19 protein-coding genes and 1 pseudogene are annotated in these 23,334 nt (G+C 67.5%); 9 read left to right on the top strand and 11 right to left on the bottom strand.

The features are described 5' to 3' along the window. Positions 1 to 2 precede the first annotated feature (2 nt). Positions 3 to 674, bottom strand: coding sequence for a cyclase family protein (locus AC1D1G_RS21530; RefSeq protein ID WP_477953602.1), 672 nt, complete (start codon positions 672 to 674; stop codon positions 3 to 5). A 69-nt stretch (positions 675 to 743) separates the two neighbouring features. Here AC1D1G_RS21530 and AC1D1G_RS21525 point away from each other — a divergent pair, with 69 nt between their 5' ends. Next, positions 744 to 4,241, top strand: a complete 3,498-nt coding sequence (locus AC1D1G_RS21525; protein WP_477953601.1) for a protein kinase domain-containing protein — start codon at positions 744 to 746, stop codon at positions 4,239 to 4,241. 7 nt (positions 4,242 to 4,248) lie between these two features. Here AC1D1G_RS21525 and AC1D1G_RS21520 read toward each other — a convergent pair whose 3' ends face one another. Then, complete coding sequence (locus AC1D1G_RS21520; protein WP_005251302.1) at positions 4,249 to 4,674, bottom strand: pyridoxamine 5'-phosphate oxidase family protein; 426 nt, start codon at positions 4,672 to 4,674, stop codon at positions 4,249 to 4,251. Positions 4,675 to 4,827: 153 nt separating this feature from the next. On the opposite strand from AC1D1G_RS21520, the gene AC1D1G_RS21515 reads away from it, so the two are divergent. Together AC1D1G_RS21515 and AC1D1G_RS21510 are read left to right on the top strand one after the other, a co-directional pair. Next, entirely contained in the window at positions 4,828 to 5,880 is a 1,053-nt protein-coding gene (locus tag AC1D1G_RS21515; RefSeq protein WP_283353721.1) for a Dyp-type peroxidase, read from the top strand. Then, complete coding sequence (locus AC1D1G_RS21510) at positions 5,877 to 6,683, top strand: family 1 encapsulin nanocompartment shell protein (RefSeq protein ID WP_005251300.1); 807 nt, start codon at positions 5,877 to 5,879, stop codon at positions 6,681 to 6,683. The genes AC1D1G_RS21515 and AC1D1G_RS21510 overlap by 4 nt, the downstream gene beginning before the upstream one ends. 16 nt (positions 6,684 to 6,699) lie before the next feature. On the opposite strand, the gene AC1D1G_RS21505 is transcribed toward AC1D1G_RS21510, so the two are convergent. From AC1D1G_RS21505 to AC1D1G_RS21490, 4 genes are read right to left on the bottom strand one after another with little or no spacing between them, the layout of a single operon-like run. After that, positions 6,700 to 8,034 carry a hypothetical protein gene (locus AC1D1G_RS21505; protein ID WP_477953599.1) on the bottom strand — a complete coding sequence of 445 codons (1,335 nt, stop codon included), beginning with the start codon at positions 8,032 to 8,034 and terminating at the stop codon, positions 6,700 to 6,702. Beyond that, on the bottom strand, positions 8,031 to 8,393 hold the full coding sequence (locus tag AC1D1G_RS21500; protein ID WP_283333805.1) for a hypothetical protein: 363 nt from the start codon (positions 8,391 to 8,393) through the stop codon (positions 8,031 to 8,033). The genes AC1D1G_RS21505 and AC1D1G_RS21500 overlap by 4 nt, the downstream gene beginning before the upstream one ends. After that, positions 8,394 to 8,588, bottom strand: coding sequence for a hypothetical protein (locus AC1D1G_RS21495; protein WP_283333804.1), 195 nt, complete (start codon positions 8,586 to 8,588; stop codon positions 8,394 to 8,396). It lies immediately after the preceding gene. Beyond that, positions 8,585 to 10,435, bottom strand: coding sequence for a hypothetical protein (locus tag AC1D1G_RS21490; protein ID WP_283333803.1), 1,851 nt, complete (start codon positions 10,433 to 10,435; stop codon positions 8,585 to 8,587). The genes AC1D1G_RS21495 and AC1D1G_RS21490 overlap by 4 nt, the downstream gene beginning before the upstream one ends. Positions 10,436 to 10,698: 263 nt before the next feature. Here AC1D1G_RS21490 and AC1D1G_RS21485 point away from each other — a divergent pair, with 263 nt between their 5' ends. Beyond that, complete coding sequence (locus tag AC1D1G_RS21485; RefSeq protein WP_477953597.1) at positions 10,699 to 11,211, top strand: CGNR zinc finger domain-containing protein; 513 nt, start codon at positions 10,699 to 10,701, stop codon at positions 11,209 to 11,211. Positions 11,212 to 11,396: 185 nt separating this feature from the next. Here AC1D1G_RS21485 and AC1D1G_RS21480 read toward each other — a convergent pair. From AC1D1G_RS21480 to AC1D1G_RS21470, 3 genes and pseudogenes are all read right to left on the bottom strand, one after another. Further along, a pseudogene (locus AC1D1G_RS21480) lies at positions 11,397 to 12,538 on the bottom strand (RNA-guided endonuclease InsQ/TnpB family protein). 10 nt (positions 12,539 to 12,548) lie between these two features. Further along, positions 12,549 to 12,947 carry a VOC family protein gene (locus AC1D1G_RS21475; RefSeq protein WP_280780491.1) on the bottom strand — a complete coding sequence of 133 codons (399 nt, stop codon included), beginning with the start codon at positions 12,945 to 12,947 and terminating at the stop codon, positions 12,549 to 12,551. A gap of 99 nt (positions 12,948 to 13,046) precedes the next feature. Continuing rightward, positions 13,047 to 14,216, bottom strand: coding sequence for an LLM class flavin-dependent oxidoreductase (locus AC1D1G_RS21470; RefSeq protein ID WP_477953595.1), 1,170 nt, complete (start codon positions 14,214 to 14,216; stop codon positions 13,047 to 13,049). Between the two features lie 135 nt (positions 14,217 to 14,351). Between AC1D1G_RS21470 and AC1D1G_RS21465 the strand changes: the two genes are divergently transcribed. The 3 genes from AC1D1G_RS21465 to AC1D1G_RS21455 all read left to right on the top strand — a co-directional run bounded on the left by AC1D1G_RS21465 (position 14,352) and on the right by AC1D1G_RS21455 (position 18,144). Further along, entirely contained in the window at positions 14,352 to 15,677 is a 1,326-nt protein-coding gene (locus AC1D1G_RS21465; protein ID WP_283333799.1) for an MFS transporter, read from the top strand. A 107-nt stretch (positions 15,678 to 15,784) separates the two neighbouring features. Beyond that, positions 15,785 to 16,492: a TetR/AcrR family transcriptional regulator gene (locus AC1D1G_RS21460; protein ID WP_283333798.1), complete on the top strand. Its 708-nt coding sequence runs from the start codon at positions 15,785 to 15,787 to the stop codon at positions 16,490 to 16,492. Further along, positions 16,489 to 18,144: an FAD-binding dehydrogenase gene (locus AC1D1G_RS21455; protein ID WP_477953594.1), complete on the top strand. Its 1,656-nt coding sequence runs from the start codon at positions 16,489 to 16,491 to the stop codon at positions 18,142 to 18,144. Before AC1D1G_RS21460 ends, AC1D1G_RS21455 begins: the two co-directional genes overlap by 4 nt. 43 nt (positions 18,145 to 18,187) lie before the next feature. Here the strand turns inward: AC1D1G_RS21455 and sfnG are convergent, their stop codons facing one another. Beyond that, positions 18,188 to 19,303: a dimethylsulfone monooxygenase SfnG gene (gene sfnG, locus AC1D1G_RS21450; protein WP_105415672.1), complete on the bottom strand. Its 1,116-nt coding sequence runs from the start codon at positions 19,301 to 19,303 to the stop codon at positions 18,188 to 18,190. A 126-nt stretch (positions 19,304 to 19,429) separates the two neighbouring features. Here sfnG and AC1D1G_RS21445 point away from each other — a divergent pair, with 126 nt between their 5' ends. Beyond that, positions 19,430 to 20,641, top strand: a complete 1,212-nt coding sequence (locus tag AC1D1G_RS21445; RefSeq protein WP_477953593.1) for an SfnB family sulfur acquisition oxidoreductase — start codon at positions 19,430 to 19,432, stop codon at positions 20,639 to 20,641. Positions 20,642 to 20,699: 58 nt separating this feature from the next. Here AC1D1G_RS21445 and AC1D1G_RS21440 read toward each other — a convergent pair whose 3' ends face one another. Next, complete coding sequence (locus AC1D1G_RS21440) at positions 20,700 to 22,172, bottom strand: DUF4185 domain-containing protein (protein WP_477953591.1); 1,473 nt, start codon at positions 22,170 to 22,172, stop codon at positions 20,700 to 20,702. Positions 22,173 to 22,655: 483 nt separating this feature from the next. On the opposite strand from AC1D1G_RS21440, the gene AC1D1G_RS21435 reads away from it, so the two are divergent. Continuing rightward, a partial coding sequence (locus tag AC1D1G_RS21435) for an AfsA-related hotdog domain-containing protein (RefSeq protein ID WP_477953589.1) occupies positions 22,656 to 23,334 on the top strand: 679 nt, incomplete at its 3' end.

Here is a 23,334-nt window from a genome sequence, read left to right as displayed (position 1 = left end):
GACTACTCCGCAAGCTCCATCGCCACTGCCCGGGTGGGCGCTCCGTCCCCGGCCTCCAGGGCGATCGGCAGGAGGCTGAGGAGCGGGTCGGGGAAGTCGAGCCGGTCGAGCCGGCACAGATTCTCGCCGATCACTCCGCCGGCGTCGGCGATCAGATGGTGAACCGGGTATCCGGCGTCGGCGTGGTCCTCGTCCGGAGTCTCGTCGATGCTCGGGGCGTCGAGGCAGAACGTCCGCACTCCCCGGTCGAGCAGCAGTGCGCACGCCTCGGGGTCGAGGAATGGATGCGTGTAGTAGGCATCCGTTCCGTAGTGGCGAGACCACCCGGTATGGAACACGGCGATGTCGCCCGGCCCAATGTCCTCCGCCCGGGACATGATCAGTTCGCGGGTAATCCGCTGCCGCGCAACGAGCTCGCGCAGGTCGAACACGACGCCGCGGCCGACGAACAGCTCCGGCGCCAGCCGGTCGACGGTCGCGGCCCCCGCCTTCAGATGCGCCGGGGCGTCGACATGCGTCCCGGACTGCGAGCCGATCCTGACGTCCAGCACGTTGTAGCCGTCGCGTTCGAGGGTGCAGTGCCGGATCAGCGTCGGCACCGGGTCGCCGGGATACACCTGCATCCCCGGCCCGATCGTGTGTGACAGATCCACGATTTTCCGCACGTGTGGCATCGCTCGATTGTCCGGCCTCGGGGTCACGCGTACCGCGATATGCTCGATGACGAGCGAAGAGGTGGTGGAATGACCGATTTTGACCCGCTCGCCACCCAGCGTGAGTCGGTGTCGAAAACCCTCGCAACCGAGCTGTCCGCGGTCGGTCTCGAGGATGCCAGGGAGATCGGGCACGGTGGGTTCGGGGTGGTCTATCGGTGTGCCCAACCGGAACTCGATCGAACCGTGGCGGTCAAGGTCCTCACCGCGGCGCTCGATGCCGAGAATCTCGAACGGTTCCTGCGGGAGCAGCGCGCCATGGGCCGGCTGAGCGGCCACCCGCACATCGTCAACATCATGCAGGTCGGGACGACCGACACCGGCCGGCCGTACATCGTGATGCAGTTCCATCCCCACGATTCGCTGGACGCGCAGATCCGCAGGCGCGGGCCCATCCCCTGGAGCGACGCCCTGCGGGTCGGGGTGAAACTTGCCGGTGCGCTCGAAACCGCGCACCGGGTGGGCATCCTGCACCGGGACGTCAAACCGGGAAACATCCTGCTGACGGAGTACGGCGAACCGCAGCTCACCGATTTCGGGATCGCGCGGATGTCGGGGGCGTTCGAGACGACTGCGGGCACCGTCACCGGCTCCCCCGCATTTACCGCACCCGAGGTGCTGTCGGGGCGGACCCCGACCGCCGCCTCCGACGTGTACAGCCTCGGCGCGACCCTGTTCAGCGCGATCACCGGGCACGCGGCCTTCGAACGGCACAACGGCGAGGAGGTGATCGCGCAGTTCCTGCGCATCACCACCCAACCCGTCCCGGACCTGCGGACCGAGGGTTTCCCCGAGGACCTCAGCGCCGTGATCCAGCGGGCGATGTCCGGTAAACCGGAGGATCGCCCCGCGTCCGCCGCCGCGTTCGGGGACGAACTGCGGGAGGTCGAACGCCACCATGGATTGGCCGTGGACGAGATGGCGATGCCCGTCGACGCCGGGGTGCACCACGTCGAGGATTCCTCGCCCGGGGCGGTCTCGACCATCTCCGGTCCGTTCCGGACGTCCACGACGGGACGGGCGCGCTACGCGTCGACGCCACCGCCCGCGCCGGCCACCCGGTTCCGGCCGCCCGCCGCGACCCGTCAGCTCGTCGAGCGGAACCGGCTGATCGACCTGCTGCGGGCCGGACGCCGGCGCCTGCTGACCGTGATCCACGGCCCCACCGGATTCGGCAAGAGCACTCTGGCCGCCCAGTGGAGGAACGTCCTCGCCGACGAGGGGGTGGCCGTCGCGTGGCTCACCGTCGACAACGACGACGACAACGTGGTCTGGTTCGTCGCGCACCTCATCGAGGCGATCCGCCGCGTGCGTCCCAACCTGGCCAAGGAACTCGGCCAGGTCCTCGAGGAGCACGACGACGAGGCCGAACGCTACGTGCTCACCTCGCTCGTCAACCAGATCCACGAGAGCGGCGAACGGATCGCCCTGATCATCGACGACTGGCAGCGCGTGTCCGAGCCCGCGACGATCGCCGCCCTGGAGTTCCTCCTCGACAACGRCTGCCACCACCTGCAGGTCGTGGTGACGAGCCGGACCAGGGCCGGGCTGCCGATGAGCCGGATGCGTGTCAAGGACGAACTCGTCGAAATCGACTACTCCGAACTGCGTTTCGACGATTCCGAAGCCCGGTCGTTCCTCGTCGACCTCGGTGGCCTGCCCCTCGACAGCGAGGACGTCACCGAGCTCCGCGACTCCACCGACGGGTGGGTGGCGGCTCTCCAACTGGCGTCGCTGTCACTGCGCGGGCGAGCGGACCCCTCCGAGCTGATCGCCGGACTGTCCGGCCGTCACCACGCGATCGGCGAATTTCTCGCCGAGAACGTCCTCGACACCCTCGAACCCGAGATGCTCGACTTCCTGCTGGCCACCTCGATCACCGAGCGCACGTGCGGCAGCCTCGCCGGCGCCCTCGCGCACACCGCGCGTGGGCAGGCGATGCTCGAGGCCGCCGAGGACCGGGACCTGTTCCTGCGCCACATCGACGACGAGCGGACGTGGTTCCGGTACCACACCCTGTTCGCGGAGTTCCTGCGCCGCCGGCTCGAACGCGACCAACCCGACCGCGTCCGGGAACTGCACCGCATCGCGTCCCGCTGGTTCTGCGACCACAGCCTGCTCCGCGAGGCCGTCGACCACGCCATCGCCGGCGGCGAAGAGCAACGCGCCGTGGAACTCGTCGAGGCCGACGGACTGATACTGCTCGAGCAGTCGCAGGCGGCGACGTTGTCGGCGGTGGTCGACAAGCTGCCACCGGCTCTCGTCGCCGCGAGCGCCCGGCTGCAGGTCACGACGGCGTGGGCGCACGCGATGGCGAACCGGACCATGGCCGCCGAACGCGCGCTCGAGCGAGCCGAATGGGCACTCGAACACAGCGGCGCGAGCGCGAGCGACACGGCGGATCTGCGGGCGGAGGCGGGCGTCGTCCGTGCGGTGGCCGAACTGCGCAACGACCGCAGCGACCGGATCGACGAACTCGCCGCCGACTGCCTGGCGCGGCCGGAGGCCATGTCCCCGTGGGTGGTGTGCGCCGCTTTCAACGTCACGACGTTCGCCGCCGTGTACCGCTTCGACTTCGCGGAGGTGCGCAGGATCCAGGAGGTGGCCCGGCCCTACTACGAGCGGAACACCGGACCGCACAACGTTGTTCACGGTCAGAGCTATCTGGGTGTCGCATCCTACGAGCAGCTCGACGTCGACGACGCCGTCGACCGTTTCCGGCGGGCCCGCCGAGCCGGACGGAAACTGGGCGGGCCGCGAGCGCCGTCCGCCCGGCTCGCGGGGTCGCTGCTCGGTGAGGTGCTCTACGAACGCGGGGACGTCGAAGAAGCCGAACGTCTCCTCGACGACGGTTACACCCTCGCCGTCGAGACCGGTGGGGTGGACTTCAAGGTCGCCCGCTTCGTCACCGGCGCTCACGTCAAGGCGCTCCGGGGTGACCGTGAGGAGGCGACGACACGCCTGCACGCCGGACTCGAGGTGGCCCAGACCTACTCCCTCGCCCGCCTGCGGGCCCGCATCGAGAACGAACGCCGGCGGCTCGGCATCACCCCGCATCCCTCACTGGGGGCGCCGGACCCAATCCGGCACGACGACCGGCGGCGCCCGGTGTCGGGCATCGACGAGATCGTCGCGCAGGTCGAGGAGACCACCGCGATCCGGATGTTGCTCGCCACCGGGGCGCGCGAGAACATCGAGCTGGCGTGCACCTGGGCTCAGGAGTGGACCGATCGGCTGGCCGGCACCGGCCGCAACCGCGCCTACCTGCTGGCCGAGCGCCTCCGGGTGGCGTGCCTCGCCGCCGCGGGCCGCGACGAGGAGGCGAAGCAGGCCCTCGCCTCCATCGCCTCGATCTGCGCGGCACGTGGACTCCACCGCGTGCTTCCCGACGGCGGACCCTTCGTCGTCGCGCTGGTCGCAGATCTGCGGGCCGATCAGCTGGCCGGAGAGTGGCGGCCGGACTGGGCGACGGTGCCCTCCGACTTTCTCGAGGAGCTACAGAACGCGACGGCTCCGTACACGATGTGATCCACGGTCAGGCGGGACCCATGTCTGCCGATCGCCAGTGCTCGGGGCGGAGATGGATGGCGACCTGTTCGCCGAGTTCGGCCCGGGCGAAATCGAGGTAGGCGTCGACCTTCTCCGGCGCGAGGTAGCGCTCGGTGACCTCCCGCAGCATGTCGTCGGTTCCCGGGACGGTGCGCGTCACCGCGCCCTCGACGGAGACGTACCGGACGGTGGGGTCGACTCGCTCGACCATCATGGTGAATCGCCCGGCCGCCTCGATGAGGCGCGCCTTCTCCGAACCGGCGCCGGTCAGTACCCACAGATCACCCCCCGGGGCGTACTGATACCAGATCGGGACCGTCAGAGGTCCGCGGTTCTCACCGGCGGAAACCGACAGCGCCGCGATGTGCGGCTCGGACAGGAACTGTTCGCGCTCGGACACAGACAATGGCATGACCTCGACGATAGGAGCCACCACCGACAGATTCCGGGGTCCCTCGGCGGCGCGGCGGACCGATTGAATGGAACCTGGCGGTTCGAAACGGTTAGATGGGACCTGAGGTTCCGGACAGTGCAGCGTTGTACGTCGAAGCGAACGGAGACAAAGATGCCAGGCCCAGTCGCGAGATTGGCACCCCAAGCAGTCCTCACTCCGCCCAGCCCTGCCTCCCTGTTCCTGGTGCTCGTCGCCGGGGACTCCGACGACGACCGCACGACGGTGTGCGATGTGATCTCCGGGATCGACGGACCGCTCAAGGCGGTGGGATTCCGCGAACTCGCCGGCTCGCTGTCCTGCGTGGTCGGTATCGGTGCGCAGTTCTGGGACCGCGTGAGCTCGTCGTCCAAGCCGGCGCACCTGCATCCGTTCGTCCCGCTGTCCGGGCCGGTCCACAGCGCGCCCTCCACGCCGGGTGACGTCCTGTTCCACATCAAGGCCGCCCGCAAGGACCTGTGCTTCGAACTGGGCCGCCAGATCGTCTCCGCGCTGGGCTCCGCCGCCACCGTGGTCGACGAGGTGCACGGCTTTCGCTACTTCGACTCCCGCGACCTCCTCGGATTCGTCGACGGCACCGAGAATCCCACCGACGACGACGCCGCGGACGCCGCACTGATCGGCGACGAAGATCCCGACTTCCGGGGCGGCAGTTACGTGATCGTGCAGAAGTACCTGCACGACATGAGCGCGTGGAGCACGCTGAGCACCGAGGAACAGGAACGGGTCATCGGGCGCACCAAGCTCGAGAACGTCGAACTCGACGACGACGTCCAGCCCGCCAATTCGCACGTCACCCTCAACACCATCGTCGACGACGACGGCGTCGAGCACGACATCCTCCGCGACAACATGGCTTTCGGCAGCCTCGGCGAGGCTGAATACGGCACCTACTTCATCGGGTACGCCAAGGATCCCGCCGTCACCGAGCTGATGTTGCGACGCATGTTTCTCGGCGAACCGCCCGGCAACTACGACCGCATCCTCGACTTCTCCACGGCGGCCACCGGCACGTTGTTCTTCGTGCCGAGCCGGGATGTGCTCGAATCGCTCGGCGACGAGCCGGCCGACGCGGAGTCGGCACCCGAAGACCCGGTCGGGCCCGCCGCGGCCGGCCCGTACGACCTGTCCCTGAAAATCGGTGGTCTCAAAGGAGTATCGCAATGAGTGATTCGAGCAATCTGCACCGCAACCTGGCACCCGTCACCGAGGTTGCCTGGCAGCAGATCGGCGAAGAGGCCGCCCGCACGTTCAAGCGCCACGTCGCCGGTCGACGCGTCGTCGACGTCGCGGGACCGTTCGGATACTCCTACTCGGCCCACAACCTCGGCCGGGTCACCCCGATCAAGACGTCGGACAGCAGGATCCGCGCACAGCAGCGGCAGGTGGACCCGCTCGTCGAACTCCGGTTCCCGTTCACCCTCAGCCGGGCCGAGGTCGACGACGTCGCCCGGGGTTCCCTCGACTCCGACTGGCAGCCCGTCAAGGACGCCGCGAAGGCCGTCGCGTTCGCGGAAGACCAGTCGATCTTCCAGGGATTCGACGAGGCGGGCATCCGCGGACTCGGACCGTCCAGCGACAACCCGGTTCTCAGTCTGCCGGAGGATCCGCTGCTCATCCCCGACGCCGTCGCGTCCGCACTGTCGGCGCTGCGACTCGCCGGTGTCGAGGGACCGTATTCGGTGGTGCTCGACGCCGACGCGTACACCGCGGTCAGTGAGACCCGCGACGAGGGACATCCCGTGTTCCACCACCTGCGCGACCTGGTCACCGGCGACATCATCTGGGCACCCGCCATCAGCGGTGGGTACGTGCTGTCCACCCGCGGTGGCGACAACCAGCTGACCCTCGGCACGGACCTGTCGATCGGCTACGACAGCCACACCGCCACCGACGTCACGCTCTACCTCGAAGAGACGTTCACGTTCGCCTCGCTCACCGCGGAGGCTGCGGTCGTCCTCGCACGCTGACCCCCGGCCGGGGTCGTCAACCGCCGAACAGCAGGTACAGCCCACCGAAGGTGTACGTCACCATCGTGAACAGCAGTGCCAGTTGCCCGGTCAGCTGATGACCCCGGGGCAGGAGCCGCACGGATTTGTCGTGTGCCGCAATCACTCCGAGGACGTGCCCGGCGAGGACGCACAGCACCTTGATCGACGCCGTCGCGGCCGGGTGCTCGGACAGCACGTACCAGACCTCCGCGTCGCCGAGTCCCAGCGGGTTCCATCCCCGACCCATCGGGTCGGCCAGCAGGATCACCGTCGCCTGCCCCTTCTCCACGAGATACGTCAGGTAGTGGGCGAAGACGTAGCCGATGATGATCGGGATCAGCGAATGCGACAGCAGCCCCGGGAGGGCGGCGCGCTGCTCGGGCCGTAGTCCCCCCGCGGCCCGCGAGGCCACCCAGAACGACACCCCGACGAAGCCGATGAACACCAGGAGCCCGGCGGTGCGCGCGAGAGTCGCGCCGATCGGGGAACCGATTCCGTCCACCAGCCGCGCCCACCACGGGAACGCCGAGAAACTGTCGAAGGCCGTGGACCCCAGCAGCGTTGCCATCAGCGCGACCGAGCCGGCGCGGACGGGCATCGATCCCAGGTGGTCCAGCGGATTGCGCAGCACGATCCGGCCGTCGTGCCGATCCCTGCTCAGCGGAGACAACCGCGAGGCCAGCGTGCTGTACACCTCGAACGGATCGCCCCGCTCACACCAGCGCTCGCCGCAGGTGAAGGCCCCGGCCGTCGTGACTACGACGTAGACCAGCAGCCAGGTACGCACGGCGGCAACGGAACCCGGGTCGCCGGAGGCGAGCTCGAGCCAGACGAAGGCGAACAGTCCCGCGACCGCGGGCCAGTACCCCCACGAGTTGCGGTACCGCGCAGTGCCTTCCGTCGGGGAGCGCCCGATCACCGCGCACACCGATCGGTGAAGCGTGCGGACCGGGGAGAGTACTCGCCACACCGGTCCGAACGCCAGCGACACCGCGACCAGTCCCACCCAGAGCAGCACGTAGAACACGCCCGGCAGGGCATTCTCCGAGGACTCCGAGGGTCCGAAGAACGCCGCGAGCGCCACCCACACCGCGAACACCAGACCGAACGCCGCCAGCACGTTCCGCGTGATCGGCGCGTCGGCGAACCGCGTCACCCAGCCGGGCAATCGGTGCCCGGGACTGTCCGGGTCCAGTTTCGGGGTGCGCCACGCGAACGCCAGGACCACGAAGGAGACGGTGAGCGCCCAGCTCGCCCCGATCAGCGCATACGTGAACGGGATCGGAAGGTCGGTGGATCCGCCGAGGCCGTGCGCGAGAACAACGGTCATGGACGCACGAGCAGGGTGGCCACCGTTTTACCCGTGTCGTGCAATTCCACCGCCACCTGGCCCGGAACGTCCACGGAGAACTGGGTTTCCTGGGTTCCGGGGTGAATCTCGAACGAATGCTCCGGCACGGCGTGCACGTGCAGTTCGTCGTCGGCGTCGCTCTCGATCCGCACGGTGACGGTCTCCCCCACCGCGGCCTCGATGCGCTCGTTGCTCGGTGTCACCGAACCGCCGTCGATCACGACGTCGATCACGACACCGTCCTCCGTTGCCGGCGTGTCGCCGTCGCCTCCACAGCCCGACACCAGGGCGGCGACGACAGCAGGTACCACGACAACTCCGGCCAACCGCCTGATCACCTAATTCTCCTCGTCTTTCTCAGTCGGGCCGTGTTTCGCGTTCTCGGCGTTCTCGGCCGCTTCCGCCTTGCGGTCCCGGACCGCCAGGTAGATGACCAGGCCGGCCACCAGGAACGCAGGGACGAACGCGGGAATGGCCAGCAGCACCGAGTGATCGGCGAGGTAGACGACGTCCGGGCCGTTCACCGGATTCATGTCACCGTCACGTCCTCGCGGGTGCCGGTGGCCGCCTGCCCCTGCGTGTACTTGCTGATCCGGCCCGCTCCCCAGGCCAGCGCGGTGATCAGCGCAAGAGTGCACACGAGCACGACCAGCGACGCGGCACCGAACAGCCAGGACGGGTGATCGAAGTTCCGCTCCCGCTGCAGGATGGTGATTTCCGGGACGAAGTCACGGGTCGAGGACGCGACGGCGGGGAGTTCCTCGGCTCCGATGCCCGGATCGCTGGGCAGGTAGATCGGGACGGCCGTCATCGTGCGCCCGTCCTGCACGCGCAGCAACGTCTTCCACGTTCCGTGGACCGGCACCGGTTCGTGAGTCCGGTAGGTGCCGGGCCCGGTGCGTTCGAGTCGGTCGACCGTGAATCCGTTGCCCAGTCCGGTGCCGCCCTGCCAGGACAGAATGGACACCCAGGCGGGATTGTCACTGGCGAGATCGGGTGGGTCGATACGCACCTCCGCGTCGACCATCCGGCCGCCGTCCGGCGCGGCCTCCGTGAGAGCGATTGTCGCCGTGGCGTTGTCCGGGACGGTCGCGACGAGTCCGTTGGCCGTGGCCCCGGCGATCACCACGACCGTGGCGACGACGATGGTGCGGCTGATCGCGGGACGCGGAAGTCCCTCGGATCGGAGCACCCGCCCGAGCAGGGCGCCGCAGGCCCCGGCCGCGATGCCCACGGGCACGGCCATGGCCAGCGCCTCCGGCCACATGCTGGTGGGCCAGGGGTAGATGTACACGGCGTCGATCCACAGCGACTCGAGCCACAGCCCGACCGTCGCGACGAGAAGTCCGCCGACGGCACCGAAGGCCACCCGATTCTTGATCAGCGGTGTCAGGGCGAGCAGTTCGATCAGCACCGCAGCGCCGAGGCACAGTTCGAACACGTTCGTGGGGGCGCCGAGAACCGGTCCCACCATCAGTGCCGTGATCGCACGCACGACGCCGGCCACCGCCACGGCCACGATCGCCGCGAAGGGTCCGAGAACAATGCGTGCCGCCACCAGGGTGAACGCGGCCGCGCCCGCGATCATCATCGGTTGCAGGACGAGGCGGAACTGTTCGACGCCGAAGTCGTATTCGATCTGGAAGACGGACAGGCCGATGAGCAGGCCACCGAACGTGCCGCACCGCAGGAACCAGATCAGCCTGCTGTCCTGCTTCGTGTCACCGGGGGTCGCCATCCGGCCCTCGTAGTCCAGGAGCAGGACGCCGATCAGCGACAGCCCCGCACCGCCGATCAGCATCAGGTGCGTCGGCCCCCACAGCGTGACGTCCTGACCGAAGATCCGGTGCCAGACGTCGTCGAGGGGAAACCCGATGAGGGCGTACAGCCCCGCCCCGGCCACCAGGACGCCGCCGACCGGGACGTACCAGGTGCGGGTGATCTTGATCGCCGCCGGACCGGGTTTCTCGTCGCGCGGCAGGATCATCGCCAGCATCCCGGTGATGAACAGCAGGAAGAGTCCGACGAGGATGAAATAGTGCGCGGGGTTCGCGAGCGGCCCGTCGTCGCGGCCTCGCCCGATGTGCAGGCTGACGTCCCAGATGAAACCGAAGAACGCCGTCAGGATGGTCCCGACGAACGTCACCAGGGGCAGCGCGACCCACGGGGGCCGGTCGAGCGCGCGTGCCGCCGTGTCAGCGGTCGTCTGCAGCCACGTGATCTTGCGTGTGCGGTGCAGGTATGCGATCCACAGCAGACCGACGGTGATGATCGCCGTCGCCACCGAGATTCCGATGATCTGATCGAACGCCGCACCGCCACCCTCTCCGCCCGATTGGGCAAGAATGGGTGAACTCGGAGTAACAGTAACTTGGCTCACGTGGTGATTATGTGCGCCTCGTGCCGAAAACGCCAGACCCTCGACCCGGCACACGGCGGTTCGTAGGCAAATCTATTCAGATCTGCGATCAGACGTAGATATGGCTAGATTCCTCTATCGAAGCCTCGACCAGCGATAACTGCCACCGCCCGCACGCGCAGCCGAGGTACGTGACGACTCCCGTGCTCGTCCGATGCCGAGATACTTCCTGCCAGTCGTGTTCGTGATGTTCGCTCATGCACCCAGCATGATGTAATGGCATTGTGCATCTCAACCCTTACGGCGAATACGCGGTCACACTCGCCGCCGACCTCGCGAATCACCCACCCGACTCGACCGGCGACCTCGTCGACCGATGCGTCGACGCCGGCATCGTCGTCGACTTCCCCGTCACCGACGACGACCTCGCCGACGTGCTCGCGATGCTCGACCGGTGGGCGTCGATCGCGGACACCACCAGCGACGAAGCCCGGGCCGAACAGGTCAACCTCATGCTCACGAAGGCATCCGCCTACCCGCGACTGACCAACCACGCCGGCGACGGCTGGCACCTCCACTACCGTGACGACCAGCAGTCGCTGGCTGGCGTGCTCGAGGCGCTCTTCTCCGTCGGCACCGCACTGCACCTCGTCGGCCGCGGCATGCACCGGCTCGGCCGCTGCGCACTCGAGGAGTGCACCGCCATCTACGCCGACACGTCCCGCAACGRCCGTCAGCGGTACTGCTCACCGAAGTGCGCGAACCGGGACGCCGTTCGACGCCACCGGGCGCGCTGACACTTGGTCAGTATGCAATCGACGGCTCGCCGTCAGTGAGCGAAATCTTCCCCCGTGTACTCCCGCTTCTCCACCAGAAGCCGGAATTGTCCCGCTTGACGTCCTCTCGGCCGTGAACGACCGAGAATCCCCTCGGGACTCGCGTCCCGAGGTTCCTGTTTCACCGACAGTTGCCTCCCCACACTTTATGTGTGAGGAGGTCTCACACCATCTCCGCAGGCTGTCACCGTCAGTCCGACGGCCAAAATGTTCTTCGCCGCGTTCACATCCCGGTCGTGGACGGCGCCGCATCGGCACGTCCACTCCCGGACCGTCAGCGGCATCGTCGAGGCGATTGCCCCGCACACCGAGCAGGTCTTCGACGAGGGATAGAACCGGTCGATCGCCACCACCCGCCGCCCGTACCAGTCGGCCTTGTATTCGAGCATGGACCGGAACTCGGACCAACTCGCATCGGAGATCACCCGAGACAACGACCGATTCTTGACCATGTTCCGCACACTCAGATCCTCGATGGCGATCACTTGGTTTTCGCGCACCAGTCGAGTAGAGAGTTTGTGCAGATRATCGCGACGCCGATCGGCGATCCGGCCATGGATCTTCGCGACTTTCAGTCGGGCCTTGGCCCGGTTACGGGATCCCTTCTGCTTCTTGGCCAGCACCCGCTGCGCCTGCGCCAGCCGCGCACGGTCCCTGCGCTCATGACGCGGGTTGGTGACCTTCTCCCCCGTCGAGAGCGTGTAGAGGCTCGTGATCCCAGCGTCGAGCCCGACCACCCGATCCGTCGACGGGCCTCGGTGATCGTGTCCTCGRCGAGGATCGAGACGTGGTATTGACCGCGTGCATTGCGCGACACCGTCACCTGCGACGGCACGGCCCCCTCCGGYARCGGCCTCGACCACCGRATATCCAGGGGTTCGGACTGCTTGGCCAACCGGATCTGCCCGCCSCGGTAGGTGAAGCAGTTCGAGTAGTAGGTCGCCGAATCCCGCGAGCGGCCCTTCTTCTTGAACTGCGGGTAGCGGGACTGCTTGCGCCARAACYTGTCGAACGCMCCCTGCAACTGCCGCAGCGMCTCCTGCAACGGCCCCTTCGACGGCTCCGMCAACCACTCCGTCCCCGCATCACGCTTCCACCCGGTGAGCATCTTCGAGGTGTCCGCGTAGGTCACCCGCCGCCGCTCCTGCGACCAGGCACGCGAGCGCTCCGCCAACGCCCGATTGTAGACATACCGAGTGCACCCGAACGTCCGAGCAAGCTGATCCGCCTGCACCACAGTCGGATAGAAACGGTACTTGAACGCCCGCTTCACCACCCTCCCCGCCATAACCCAGACACTAGCCACACAGTCCGACAAAACCAGATCGGCTATCCCGGACCTGAAGGACCGGGTTTGCGCCGAAAGATTCACGAATCACCGCCTCGATGCCGTAAGGCCGTTCGGCCGGCGGCTGCGTGAACTCGACGACCCTGGCGACCAAATCCCGGTACGTCTCGTGACAGTCGGTGGTGGTCAACCCGAATCTGCCCATCGTCCCGCTCTCGAGCGACCGGCGGACCGCGTCTGCCATGTCGGCGTCGAGGGGGCGGCTCTTCTCCGAAATTGCGGCGGTCACCGGCGGTCGCTCAGCCGTGCATGAACACGTGGCACCCGGGATGCGCGGCGCCCCGTGCTCGGCGAACTTCGCCTGATACACCGACGGCGACGCGCCGACCAGCTGGCGGAATTTGGACACTGAACGACCCGAGGCTGGTGTACCGACGAGGCGGCAGATCTCGGTGACCGTCAGGTTCGCGCTCGCCCGACCGCTGCCATGCCCCCAGTCTGGCAGTGGCTACCGACTCGAGGACAGGAACGCCGTCGACCCGGACAGGTCGCCGGGGCGGTGACTGCGCGATTGCACGAGCCCGCGGCGTTCGAGGATCGGCCGGACCCCTTCGCCGAAGTTGAAGGCCTCTTCGAGGTGCGGGTAGCCGGAGAGGACGAAGTGATCGAGTCCGAGCGCCGCGTACTCGGCGATGCGGTCGGCGACCTCCTCGTGGGAGCCGACCAGCGCGGTCCCTGCGCCGCCGCGGACCAGCCCGACACCGGACCACAGGTTGGGGGCCACCTCGAGGGCGCGCGCTCCGGCGTCCTCGGAGTAGGCGCTGCCCCCGCCGTGCAGTTCCCGCATGCGGCGCTGACCTTCGGAACCCGACCGGGCGAGGCTGTGCTGTGCCTGCTCGACCGTCGCCGGGTCGAGAGCGGAGAGCAGGCGGTCGGCCTCGGCCCACGCCTCCTCGGACGTGTCGCGGCTGATCACGTGCAGCCGGATGCCGTAATCGAGCGTGCGGCCCTGGACGTCGGCGAGGTCGCGGATCCAGGCGATCTTCCCGGCGACGGCGCTCGGCGGTTCACCCCAGGTGAGGTAGGTGTCGGCGAACTGGGAGGCGACGGTGCCCGCGGCCGGCGACGAACCGCCGAAGAAGATCGGCGGCACCGGGTCGGGGATGCGCTGCAACTGGGCGTTCTCGACCCGGATGTATTCGCCGGCGTAGTCGACCGGTCCGGTTCCCGCCCACAGCTGACGGATGACGTCGAGGAACTCGCCGCAGCGGGCATAGCGCTGGTTCTTGTCGAGGTAGTCGCCGTAGGTGCGCTGCTCGTGGTCCTCGCCGCCGGTGACGACGTTGAGCAAGAGCCGCCCCTGCGACTGCCACTGGAACGTCGCCGCCATCTGTGCGGCCAGCGTGGGGCTGAGCAGGCCCGGCCGCAGTGCGACCAGGAACTTCAACGTCTCCGTGGTCTCCAGCATCATGGCCGTGGTGAGCCAGGCGTCTTCGCACCACGCGCCGGTGGGCGTCAGGACCGATTCGAAGCCGTTCGACTCCGCCGCCGCGCCGATCTGATTGAGGTACCGCAGCGTGGCGGGACGGTCTCCTGCCATGGAACTCCCGTGACCACCCGCCATCAGGTTGCGGGAATCACCGTAGGTGGGAAGGAACCAGTGGAAATGCAGAGACACGCGCGATCCTCTTGTCGACGACAGATGGGCAGCGCAGGCCAGTTCATCAACGACGAAGCCGGGGCGCGAGGGTTTCGATCACCGTGATTCGGAATCGTGCCCGACCGCAGCGGGCAGGGTTACGGTCGCCGCGCTATGACTACGCTGTCCGACGCCCCGTACACACCTTCGACCGAGTCCGACCTCGAGCGGCGCAAGCGGCTCCGCACCGTCGTCGCCGCCAGCCTCCTGGGGACGACAGTCGAGTGGTACGACTTCTTCCTCTACGCGACGGCCGCCAGCCTGGTGTTCAACCAGCTGTTCTTCCCCGATCAGAGTTCGTTCGTCGGCACCATGCTGGCGTTCGCCACGTTCGCGGTCGGTTTCGTGGTCCGGCCGATCGGCGGAGTCGTCTTCGGCCACATCGGCGACCGCATCGGACGCAAGAAGACACTCGCGCTCACCATGTTCATCATGGGCATCGCCACCGCTCTGATGGGTGTGCTGCCCACGGCCGCGCAGGTCGGGGTGATCGCGCCGATCCTGCTGCTCCTGCTGCGCATCCTGCAGGGGTTCGCACTGGGCGGTGAATGGGCGGGCGCCGTGCTCCTCGCCGTCGAACACAGTCCCGCGAAGAAGCGCGGCATCTTCGGCAGCATTCCCCAGATCGGCCTGGCGCTGGGCCTGGCCCTGGGCACCGGCGTCTTCGCCGCGTTGCAGGTGATCTTCGACGACGCCCAGTTCCTCTCCTACGGGTGGCGGATCGCCTTCCTGCTCAGCCTGATTCTCGTATTCGTCGGATTCGTGGTCCGGCTGAAGGTCGAGGAGACCCCGGCGTTCCAGGAAGTGCACGACCTCGCGAAGCGCTCCTCCGCTCCGCTGAAGGACGTGTTCCGCGGCCGGGTCCGCCGGGGCACCCTCCTCGGCCTGCTCTCGCGCTGGGGTGAGGGCGCCGCGTTCAACACCTGGGGCGTCTTCGCGATCACGTACGCCACCAAGAATCTGGAGTTCGCGAAGATCCCCGTCCTCCTGGTCGTCACCGTCGCCGCGACGGTCATGGCCGTGCTCCTGCCGTTCTCCGGTCTGCTGGTCGACCGTTACGGCGCCAAGAGGATCTACCTCGTCGGGATCGGGGCCTACGGGCTCGCGGTCTTCCCCGCGTTCGCCTTGTTCGGCACGGAGAATCTCATCCTGTTCGGTGTCGCGATGGTGCTCGTGTTCGGCGTCGTCCACGCCCTCTTCTACGGTGCGCAGGGCACGCTGTACGCGAGCCTGTATCCCACCGAGATCCGCTACACCGGCCTGTCCGTCGTGTACCAGTTCTCCGGAATCTACGCATCGGGCATCACGCCGATGATCCTCACCGCCCTGATCGCCGTCGCCGGCGGAACTCCCTGGCTGGCCTGCGGATACCTCGTCGCCACCTCGGTCGTCAGCGTCGTGGCGACGGCCCTGATCCGAAAGCAGGACCTCTACCTCTGAGACCGCAGAATTCTCCGAACGGGCTCTGACAGCCGAGTTCGATACACTGGTGTATCCGATACGCTAGTGTATCGACGGCTGCTGTCGACCCGATCGGAGGAGGGCCCATGCCGACGTCGCCGGCGCGCTCCACCGAGCCTGCCACCGACACACCCCGCCGGGTGACGAAACGGCGAGGCCAAACACGCCGGCGTCTGCTCGACGCCGCGGTCGAGGTGTTCGCCGAAAACGGCTTCGGACGGTCGACGGTCGAGCAGATCTGCGAACGCGGTGGCTACACCCGCGGCGCCTTCTACTCCAACTTTGCATCACTGGACGAGATGTTCTTCGCCATGTGGGAACAGCGCTCCAGCGCGATGCTCGCACAGATCCGGCTGGCCGCCGACTCGTCCAGCATCGACCTCGCGGGGCTCACGCCTGCCGAAAAACTGCGCGCCGGCACCGAACTGGTGCTCGGCGTCGTCCCCGTCGACGACCAGTGGTACCGGATCAACGCGGAATTCACCGCCCACGCCCTGCGCAACCCGTCGCTGAAGAAGGCCCTCGCAGCACGTGAGGACACGATTCTGGCGACCATCGTGCCGATCCTCGAGAAGGCGCTGCACCGGCTCGGGCGCCGCGTCGTCGGCGATCCGCGGGTGCTCGGCCGCGCGCTCGTGGCCCTGCACGACGGCACGAGCGTCCAGTGCCTCATCGAGGACGACGACGCGTCCGCCCGGGAACTACGTCTCGAATTGTTCACCCACGTCGTGGCCGCGTACACCGAACCCGACACCACCCACACCCACACCCACCGGAAAGAGGGGTCCTCGTGACCGAACAGGCTGATGCGATCGTCGTCGGCGCCGGACTGGCCGGACTCGTCGCCACCTACGAGATGGTCAAGGCGGGCCGGAAGGTCCTCGTCGTCGACCAGGAGAGTTCCGCGAATCTCGGCGGGCAGGCCTTCTGGTCGCTCGGCGGCCTGTTCCTCGTCGACAGCCCCGAACAGCGGCGCCTCGGCATCAAGGACTCGTACGAACTGGCGATCCAGGACTGGATGGGCACCGCGGCCTTCGATCGAGCCCGCGAAGACCAGTGGCCGCGGCTGTGGGCCCAGGCGTATGTCGAATTCGCCGCAGGCGAGAAGCGGCAGTACCTCCACGACCTCGGGCTGCGGTTGATGCCGAACGTCGGGTGGGCCGAACGCGGACGCGGATCCGCTCTCGGACAGGGTAATTCCGTTCCACGCTTCCACATCACCTGGGGCACCGGACCGGGGGTCGTCGAAGTTTTCCTCACCCGAGTGATGGCCGCGTCGAAGCGGGGCCTCGTCACGTTCAAGCATCGTCACCAGGTCGACGAGATCGTCGTCACCGACGGCGCCGCCACCGGCGTGCGCGGCACCGTCCTCGAACCGTCCACCGAAGCACGCGGTGTGAAGAGTTCGCGGACCCTGGTCGGAGAATTCGAATTCGCCGCGCAGGCCGTGGTCGTCACGTCCGGCGGCATCGGCGGCAATCCCGAACTGGTCAAGAAGAATTGGCCCGCGCGCCTCGGCAAGGCTCCCGAGAACATGCTCGCCGGCGTCCCCGCGCACGTCGACGGCCGCATGCTCGAGATCACCGAGAACGCGGGCGGCAACATCGTGAACCGCGACCGGATGTGGCATTACACCGAGGGGATCCAGAACTGGGACCCGATCTGGCCGAACCACGGCATCCGCATCATCCCCGGACCGTCGTCGATGTGGTTCGACGGCAACGGCAAACGCCTGCCCAGCCCCAACTTCCCCGGCTTCGACACCATGGGAACCCTCGACCACATCATGAACAGCGGCCACCACCACACGTGGTTCGTCCTCGACCAGAAGATCATCGAGAAGGAGTTCGCGCTGTCGGGCTCCGAGCAGAACCCCGACATCACCGGCCGCGATTTCAAGCTGCTCGCCGAACGCCTCAAGAAGGGCGCGCCCGGTCCCGTCGAGGCGTTCAAACAGCACGGGGCGGACTTCGTCGTCCGCGACAATCTCCGTGACCTCGTCGACGGCATGAATGCCCTCACCCCCGAGGCACCGCTGAAGTACGAGGACCTCGAACGTGAAATCGTGGCCCGCGACAGGGAGGTGAAGAACAGCTACACCAAGGATTTCCAGATCATGGCGATCCACAATGCACGGAACCTGCTGGCCGACAAGATCACCCGCGTCGTGAGCCCCCACGAACTGCTCGACCCCAAGAACGGTCCCCTGATCGCGGTCCGGCTGCACCTGCTGACCCGCAAGACCCTCGGCGGCCTCGAAACCAACCTGGACTCGCAGGTGATCAGGCCCGACGGCACACCGTTCGAGGGTCTCTACGCCGCCGGTGAGGTCGCCGGATTCGGCGGCGGCGGCGTCCACGGTTACAGCGCACTCGAGGGCACCTTCCTCGGCGGCTGCATCTTCTCCGGCCGGGCCGCGGGCCGCGCGCTGGCCCGGCACCTGTAGGCGGCTCCGCCACCCGTGTGCGGTTGACGAGTCCCTGGGCTCGTTAACCACTCACGGGCGCGAGCCTCTCGGAAGCCTCGAGTTCGCGGACCAGCGGCAGGACGTTGGCGCCGAAGTATTCGATCTCCTCCTGGAAGTGCAGGAATCCGCCCAGGATGAGGTCGACTCCGCGGCGGCGGTATTCGACGATGCGCTCGGCGATCTGCTCCGGCGTCCCGATCAACTGGGAGCGGAATCCGTCGTTGTACTGGACGAGATCCTCGAACGTGGAGTCGGCCCACATTCCCGACTTGTCGGCGGTGGACGCGCCTGCCTGCTGGACGGCGGACCTGAATCCCTCGACCGCGGGCTTGTTCGCCTTCTCGATGATTTCGCGGAGGGTGTCGCGTGCTTCCTTCTCGGTGTCGCGGGCGATGATGAATCCGTTGAGCCCGAACTTCACTTCCCGGTTGTGCTCGCGCGCCACCTTCCGCACGTCGACGATCTGTTCGGTGACGCCGTCGTAGTCCTTGCCGTTGCTGAAGTACCAGTCGGAGTACCGGCCCGCGTTCTGCCGTGCGGCGGCGGAGTTGCCGCCCTGGAACAGTTCGGGGTTCGGACGGTCGGGCGTGTTCAGCGGCTTCGGCTTGAGGGTGAAGTCGTGGATGCGGTAGAAGTCGCCACGGAAGTCGACGTCGTCCTCGGTCCAGATCTTGCGGAGCACCTGCAGGAACTCGGCGCTGCGCCGGTACCGCTCGTCGTGCTCGAGCCACGGCTCCCCGAGGTGGGTGAACTCGTCCTTGAACCAGCCGCTCACGACGTTGACGGCGAACCGGCCGTTCGACAGGTGGTCGGCCGTGGCCCCCAGCTTCGCCAGCACCGCGGGCTGCCACAGACCCGGGTGGACGGCAGCGATCACCTTCAACCGTTCGGTGGCCAGCAGCAGTGCGAGGCTGAAGCTGGTCGACTCGTGCTGGAACTCGGCCCCGTAGCTGGCCTCGTACCGGACCTGGCTGAGCGCGTACTCGAAACCGTTGTTCTCGGCGGTCTGGGCGAGCTTCTTGTTGTACTCGTAATCCCAGCTGGTCCGCTGTTCGATGTCGGACGTGACGAGCCCGCCACTGACGTTGGGCACCCAGTAGGCGAACTTGATCTGCTCAGCGATGTGTTCGGTTGACATACCCAGCATGCAACCCGTCTGCTCGGCTCACGCCCACCCTTCCAATCAGTGCGCGTCCAACCCTTCACCCGGCTCGCGGGTCCGTGTGAGGTTCGACGGCATGACAGCAGTACAGGGAGGTCAGGGATGACCGCCGTCCAGAGCGCCCACCGCATCAGTGACGAGGCCGAAGCCCTCGCCGTCGCTGCCGAGCTCGCCGCACAGTTCGCCGAGGAGGCGGCAGGCCGCGATGCCGGCCGGCAACTCCCCTACGAACAGGTAGGCGCTCTCGCCGCGTCCGGACTGCTCGCACTCGGTGTTCCCCGCAAGCACGGCGGCATCGACGCGCGGACCGAAACCCTCGCCGAAGTCTTCCGCCTTCTCGCCGAGGGCGATCCGAGCATCGCGCAGATCCCGCACAGCCACTACACGTTCCTCGAGGTGCTGCGCCACCAGGGCACGCCCGCGCAGCAGGAATTCTTCTACTCCGAGGTGCTCGCGGGGCGCCGGTTCGCCAACGCCCAGAGCGAGCGCGGAACCAAGACGATCGATATCGACGCCACGACGCTCACCGAGCAGGGCGGCGACTTCGTCGTCGACGGTCGCAAGTTCTACAGCACGGGCGCCCTGTTCGCCGACTGGATCGCGGTACGGGCCACCCTTCCAGGGACGACGACTCCGACGGGGACGCCCGCGAAGGCCGTCGCCTACCTGCCGCGCACCGCCGCCGGACTGTCGATCGTCGACGACTGGGACGGCATGGGGCAGAAGACCACGGCGAGCGGAACCGTCACCCTGGACGCCGTCCGGGTGCCCGCATTCCACGTCGTACCGTTCTCCCCCATCTTCGACGCACCCACCACGTATGGGTCGCAGGCCCAGATCCTTCATGCCGCCATCGACGCCGGGATCGCCGCAGCAGCCCTGAACGAGGGCGTGCGCTCCGCGCGTCAGGCAAGGCCCTATTTCGAGGCGGGCGTCACCGACGCCGTCGACGATCCCCTGCTGATCCAGTTGGCCGGTGAGGCGGCGGTCACCGTCCGGTCCGCGACGGCACTCCTCCGGGAGGGTGCACGCAGCATCGACGCAGCGCGACGCGACCTTACCGAGCAGAGCGCCGCGGTCGCCTCGATCGACGCCGCCGCAGCCAAGGTCGCCGCCGCCCGCGCGTCACTCGAGGCGTCGAGCGTGCTGTTCGAACTGGGCGGCACCCGCAGTGCATCGGAAACGTCCAACCTGTCGCGGTACTGGCGCGACGCCCGCACCCACACCCTGCACGACCCCACGCGGTGGAAGATCCAGCACATCGGCCGGTGGACACTGTCGGGCACCGTCCCACCCCGCCACGGCCTGCTGTAAGCCCTCCGGGCCTGTGCGCCTTTCTGGTTGCGGGAGCTACCAAAAAGGCGCACGGGCGCTACCCGCCTATGTCCGCCTTCATGAGGAAGACGTTGTAGTCGGACCAGGTCGACATGGTGAAGTACAGATCGTCGCCGCTCGACCACGGGTGGATGAAGCCGCCGTACAGTTCCGGGTACTCGACGGCGCTGACCATCGGCGCCCCGTCGGACCAGACGCCCTGCGGCGAGTCGGACTCACGGAGAACGATGGCCGCCTTGGACGTGTCGAGGTACGCCATCTGCCATTTGCCGGTGGCCTCCTCGTAGCGCACGGACAATTCGGCGGCGGGGGCGTCCACGATCGGCGTCGCCTCCGTGTAACCACCGACGGGCGTCCAGTTGCCGTTCTGCCAGTACTGGTACGCGGACGTGTTCAGCACATCGGCGGCCGGGACGCGGGCCAGGCCGATGGCGCCGAGCCTCGTGTTGGGGGTGCCGAACATGTACACGAAGTCGCCGGCCGGGACCATCGACGCGACCTGGAACTTGGTGACACCGAAGATGTTGTCCCACTTCGCGTACGGGTCCTTGGTCCACGTCGATCCACCGTCGTCCGAGTAGGCGATGCCGCCGTAGTTCGTCCACCACGTGGCGGGGATGCTGTTCCAGGTGCGGATCGACATGTAGCTCATGTACTGCCGGTTACCGACGGCGAAACCCGAGGTCGGGATGGTGGTGATCTCGATGTTGTCGAGTTTGCGGCTGTCGAGCAGTTCCGCCGCGTGGCATCGGCTGTCCTGGACCATGCTGTCGAGGCTCATACCGTCGGACAGGTTGCGGTCGGAGCTGAAACCGAGGACGTTGCTGCGCCAGTCGTCGCCCTGACCACCGGGCGGCTGGAATCCCTTGCCGACCGTGTCGCCGAACGCGACGGCGATCTGGTCGGGGGCGCTCTCCCACATGATGCCGAGGTCGGTGCCGTTGACCTGGTAACGCTTGTCGGTGCGGCTGACGGAACCGGACCCGGTCACCTTGGCCACGCGGGTCACGTCGCCGATCTTCGGGGTGGCCGGGGCCGCGCTGCGCGGCGCCTCCTCGGTCGCGGGGTGCACGAGGGGCGGCGGTGGGGGCAACTGGATGTCGGCGCCCGGGACGGGAATGCCGAAGTGGAAGGGTGTGAATTTCACGCTGACGTCGGGGATGTTCAGCACGCTCGACAGGTTTCCCGGGGCGTGGTCGGTCTCGTCGGTGAGGTCGGGGCACGGATCGGTGCACGTGTCGGCGGGCAACGCCTGCGACACGCGGACGGGCTCGGTGACGGGGGCGGGATACGGCACCGTCGTGATCTTGGGGTACGGGATCGGAATCTCGAGCTTCTCCGGTATCAGCGAATGTGTCTCGTTCGACACCTCGCTCGCGCAGGGACCGCTGCCGGGTAGGCCGTTGGACACCGGCTCGGGTTCCGCGACGGCGGTGTTCTGGTTCGAATAGGCGATCATGCCCGAGCCGATCGCCACTGCCGCGACCGACGCGACCCACCTCTTCGACATCCCCGACCCCTCCGTCAACTCCGGCCATTACCGGCGAGGGGAACATAGCATCGCGCTTGTACGCTCGCCGGTTACCACACGCCATACCTGGCGGTAACATTTTTGTCCCGATCCGAAATCGAGGCTGTGACTCCTGCCACGTGACGGCGGAAGTGACCCGTACGCGGAGTCACCGATACCGCAGGTCAACGACTTTCGACCGGTGTGTTCGCGTGCCGAACACCGTCAAGGGATCGGTGAACACCGGATTGCATCTGTTGACGCTCCGGATCGCCCGGTATTCACTGATCGTGCGCATCCACCGGATTCCCGGTCCGCGACGAGACCCCGAGCTCCTCGCCCTCTGCGCTGCGGGCCCGCCCGCGTTCTTCCGCTCCAGCGCGAACCACCGTTCTGCACGGGTCCCGCATTCCACCGATCACCGCCGTCGTCGCTCGGCGGCGTCGACCCGTGCGAATTCCGCTGTCAACGAAAGGAATCGACATGACCGCCGTCCTGGAACCGACCCTGTCCTATTCGTCGTCCATCCCCCGCGCACACGTGCACCGCGCCGCGATCTGCGAGGTCTTCCTCACCGACATCATCTGCGAGAGCTACCCACAGTTTCGTCTCGGTGTGCAGCTCCCCAGAGTCCACAGCTACTACAGCGATCACAATGTCGTTGTACGACAGTATGATCCGCTGCTGCTACTCGAAACGTTCCGGCAGGCATCCATCCTCATCTCGCATCGGCACGTCGACGCTCCGCTCGACGCCAAGTTCGTGTTCAATGCCGGAGCGCTCGAGGTCGTCGACCTCGACGCCGTGAGAGTGGGCCCCGCACCCGCCGCGGGGGTTCTGGACGCCACGATCACCGCGGAGAAGCGACGGGGCGCCGACATCGTCGGAATCACGCTCGCAATGACACTGGCGCTGGACGGAGCTGCCGCGGCCACCATGAGCATGACCATCCAGTGGATGCCCGGCGACGCGTGGGACCGCCTCCGGCAGAAGGGCCGGGCACCGCTGCAACTCGATCCCGCCCGTCCGCATCCGTTGCACGAGCGGGTCGAGCCTCGGGAGGTGGCTCGACATTCGTTCGACAACGTGGTGCTCAGCCGGATCGGTGTCGCCGGCGACACCGTGTGCAGCCAGGTTCTGGTCGATCAGGCCCATCCTGGCC

This window comes from Rhodococcus sp. P3_B8 (assembly GCF_056402775.1).
The sequence above is the reverse complement of the archived record's forward strand: the minus strand, read 5'-3'. Positions and strand labels throughout refer to the sequence as shown.